Origin of the sequence: Nostoc flagelliforme FACHB-838, assembly GCF_014698065.1 — a bacterium.
GTDB classification, from domain to species: domain Bacteria; phylum Cyanobacteriota; class Cyanobacteriia; order Cyanobacteriales; family Nostocaceae; genus Nostoc; species Nostoc flagelliforme_B.
This window is the reverse complement of the sequence record NZ_JACJSI010000568.1, coordinates 1-3052: the sequence shown is the minus strand read 5'-3', so window position 1 is coordinate 3052 and position 3052 is coordinate 1. Positions and strand designations below refer to the sequence as shown.

Below are 3052 nucleotides of genomic sequence, written 5' to 3'. Positions count from 1 at the left end.
TTGCTTCCAATACACCAGCTTTTATTACAAATACAAGGCATTCGGAATCAGATTCAAATAATACTTATGTACTAGTAATTGGCGATCGCATTGTGCCAGTTGCGTAAGTCCTGTTAGTAATTACTTGGGTTGTGCCATTGCGAAAACGCTGCAATATTTCTAATCTCTCTTGTGGGGAAGTCTTCCCATCCAAATGTTCGGCACTAATATAATTACGAGAAAATTCCGCAGCCAGGGCACGAGAATGTTCTAAGCTACAGGCGAAAATAACTGTACGAAGATTTCGTGCATATTTAAAATAATTCTCAAGGATTTCACTAACTCCAATCTGGCTAGTGACGGCGACCGCTAGCTCTTTGGCTCTAAAATCCCCACGAGATTTTGCAACTCCAAGAGTAGAAATAGTTTGATTCGTTGCAAATAATCGAAAGTTACTTAAATACCCAGCCTGGATTAATTTATCCGTATCAATGCCAATAACCAAATCATCAAATAAATCAACAAAACCTTGACCATCAATTCTTTGAGGAGTTGCAGTTACACCTAATATCTGGGCGCTTTCATAATGTTCAATTAATCGTCGATAAGATAGAGCAGTTGCACGATGCGCTTCATCTAATATCAAAAGTCCAATGTTCATTGGCAACTCTAATACCTCTCGTCTGCTCAACGTTTGAACGCTAGCAACTTGGATTCTGTGTTCCGGATTAGCCAGAACACCTGCTTTGATAATCCCAACTGGTTCACCGATAATTTGCTCTAGCTTTTCGGCAGCTTGAGATATCAACTCAATCCGATGAGCAATGACTAAAACTTGCTTTCCTTGGTCAAAAAATTTATGGGAAATATGTGCAAAACACACCGTTTTCCCGGCGGCTGTCGGGAGTTGTCCAAGCACCCGCCTATTACCTTTTTCCCAAGAATTACAAATATCTTTTATCCACTGATGTTGATAATCTCTAAGTTCGTAGGTAACAGGCATTCAATCTACCTCAAAAATAATTTTTCTCCCGTGGGAATATTGCTCATTATGCCACAAGTTCTTAAAGTTAAGATACCGATAATCCTAATTCTCAAAGTAGTAAAGATGTTTTGACTTAGGTTAATGCGATTTTACTTTATAAAGAGCAAATTAGATAGACTAAAAATATAGATTTACCAAATTGTTGGTTTATTGGCGATAATTTAAGTGATCTAGAAGCTGAACATAGCGCAGGGTCTAAAACGATTTTGATAGCTCAAGGTAATCAGTCTCAGCTCCAAATGTCTCGTTTAGGAATTGCTGACTATATTTTGGTTATCCTTTCAATAGCAGCACAGGCGATAATAACTGCCTCTTAATCATGCTTAGTCGTGGAAAAACTCTCGAACCAACCGCGATGCCAAAAAAAGAAGAGCAATCCAGCCGCGATCGCTACCATAGCTGCTAAACAAGCTGGATAACCCCAATACCATTCCAGTTCTGTCCGGCGATTGTTACCAGAGCTAGAAGATTCATTTTAGCTTCTGATAGTCTTGAAAAAAGCGATTCAAATCACCTGAAAGTTGACAAAACAAACTTTTTTTTTCATAAGTGCCAGTAGCATTCTCCCAAGAATCGCAAATTCTTGGGCTAGTAATCGGCAAAATCAAAACAAATAGAGCCGCAATTAGAGGCACAATTAATATAAGGTTTCGGACATCAGTGATTGAATCACCAACTTCGCTCAGAACAGGTAACTTGTACTGGTGACGATGTGTAATTAGTGCATCTTTGGTCTTCTGAGGTTGAGTTTTTTGCTCCTTTTCTAAATTGAGATTGGGCTGGATATCTATCTCAAGAACGTTCTTCCTGACTACTTCAATTGCCGTCACTAAATCATCTATAGGTTGTCCATTTCTAGCACGAGTGACAAGTATTGCTTCCAGAATTATTAATCTTGACTTGGAAGTTAATAGTATAGGCATCTGTTGATTAGCTTCATTGATGAAATCCTGTTGTTCTTTGAGAAGCTGACTAGTTTGCATATTATGTAGCCACTGTTTTTGAACTAGTAGTTCGCGTTCTGAAAGTTTAAAGCTTTGAGAGAGACTGTTAATAAAATTAACAACACTCGTTGTTAACTTTTCTAAAGGGCTTGAGGCTGCTGAGGGGGAGTTGCTTTGATTGTTGTCTTGCATAGGTTATTCAACAAATTTTAATTTTGATTACTATTGCAACCGCCGAATTTGTACTTTATATGAGAATTTTGGAGTAATTTTTCAATTCCCAAACGGATTAGCTCTGGTGGAACTCCGTCTAATTTCAACTCGGTTTGGATAAACTCATCAATGGAATTGGCTTTCGTCTTCTCTAAAAGTGTCAACATCTGTTGAGCTTGGGTTGTTGGTGTGCAAGACTCCTTAGTTTCAGCTTGAGAGGTTTGCTTATTACTTGGTGCAGAGTCAATAAAGTTTTTGGTATCCCGGTCATAACCAGAAAAATTCTTTAACAGAAGCATTGGTATCCATTCATTAATGCCGCCGTAATAAACTGCTCGACCGACTGGTGATTGTGCAGCAATTTCCATGACTTGGGTTGAAGTAATCTTGCGATCGCTGGGGATGAGTTGAGTGGCAATCATGGCATTGTAAGCTGGGACGTTATCAGGATGAACTAACGCCACAGAGGTTAACTGCGATCGCAGTCCGCCAGAAATGCCCAAGTCATCAGTGTGAGGGTTTTGCACGACAATCCAGAAATGCCAACCAGAACTATCACCGCAAGAACAGTAAGAGATGATTTTGTCTTTGAGCCAGCCAATTTCATCCTTGGTATTTTTAAATTTGGAACAAACAGCCGTTCCTTCATCCAAAATAATCAACTTGGAGCCAGAGATATTTTGAAATTCGGTAAAGCATTCTTTGACCCATTTAACGGCTTCGACCGGGGACATTTCTAGGATTTTAGCGCGTTTAAACGGTCGGTTCGCTCATTTCACAAACAGAATAGCCAAATAACAGCCTGAAAGTGTAGTCTGCAAAGGTGTTCACTAATAATTGAGGCGGCTAGATAACAGTTGCAAAACACTAC

At 39.3% G+C, this 3052-nt stretch carries 4 protein-coding genes; 1 reads left to right on the top strand and 3 read right to left on the bottom strand.

Going from position 1 to position 3052, the window contains the following annotated elements; all coding sequences use genetic code 11:
- Nucleotides 1-64: 64 nt before the first annotated feature.
- Complete coding sequence (locus tag H6G97_RS48890; protein ID WP_190947489.1) at nucleotides 65-982, bottom strand: DEAD/DEAH box helicase; 918 nt, start codon at nucleotides 980-982, stop codon at nucleotides 65-67.
- A 167-nt stretch (nucleotides 983-1149) separates the two neighbouring features.
- Between H6G97_RS48890 and H6G97_RS56425 the strand changes: the two genes are divergently transcribed.
- Nucleotides 1150-1341: an HAD hydrolase-like protein gene (locus H6G97_RS56425; RefSeq protein ID WP_190947490.1), complete on the top strand. Its 192-nt coding sequence runs from the start codon at nucleotides 1150-1152 to the stop codon at nucleotides 1339-1341.
- 153 nt (nucleotides 1342-1494) lie between these two features.
- Here H6G97_RS56425 and H6G97_RS48880 read toward each other — a convergent pair whose 3' ends face one another.
- Nucleotides 1495-2160: a hypothetical protein gene (locus H6G97_RS48880; protein ID WP_190947488.1), complete on the bottom strand. Its 666-nt coding sequence runs from the start codon at nucleotides 2158-2160 to the stop codon at nucleotides 1495-1497.
- Between the two features lie 17 nt (nucleotides 2161-2177).
- Nucleotides 2178-2915, bottom strand: a complete 738-nt coding sequence (locus H6G97_RS48875; RefSeq protein ID WP_242056158.1) for a hypothetical protein — start codon at nucleotides 2913-2915, stop codon at nucleotides 2178-2180.
- Nucleotides 2916-3052 lie beyond the last annotated feature (137 nt).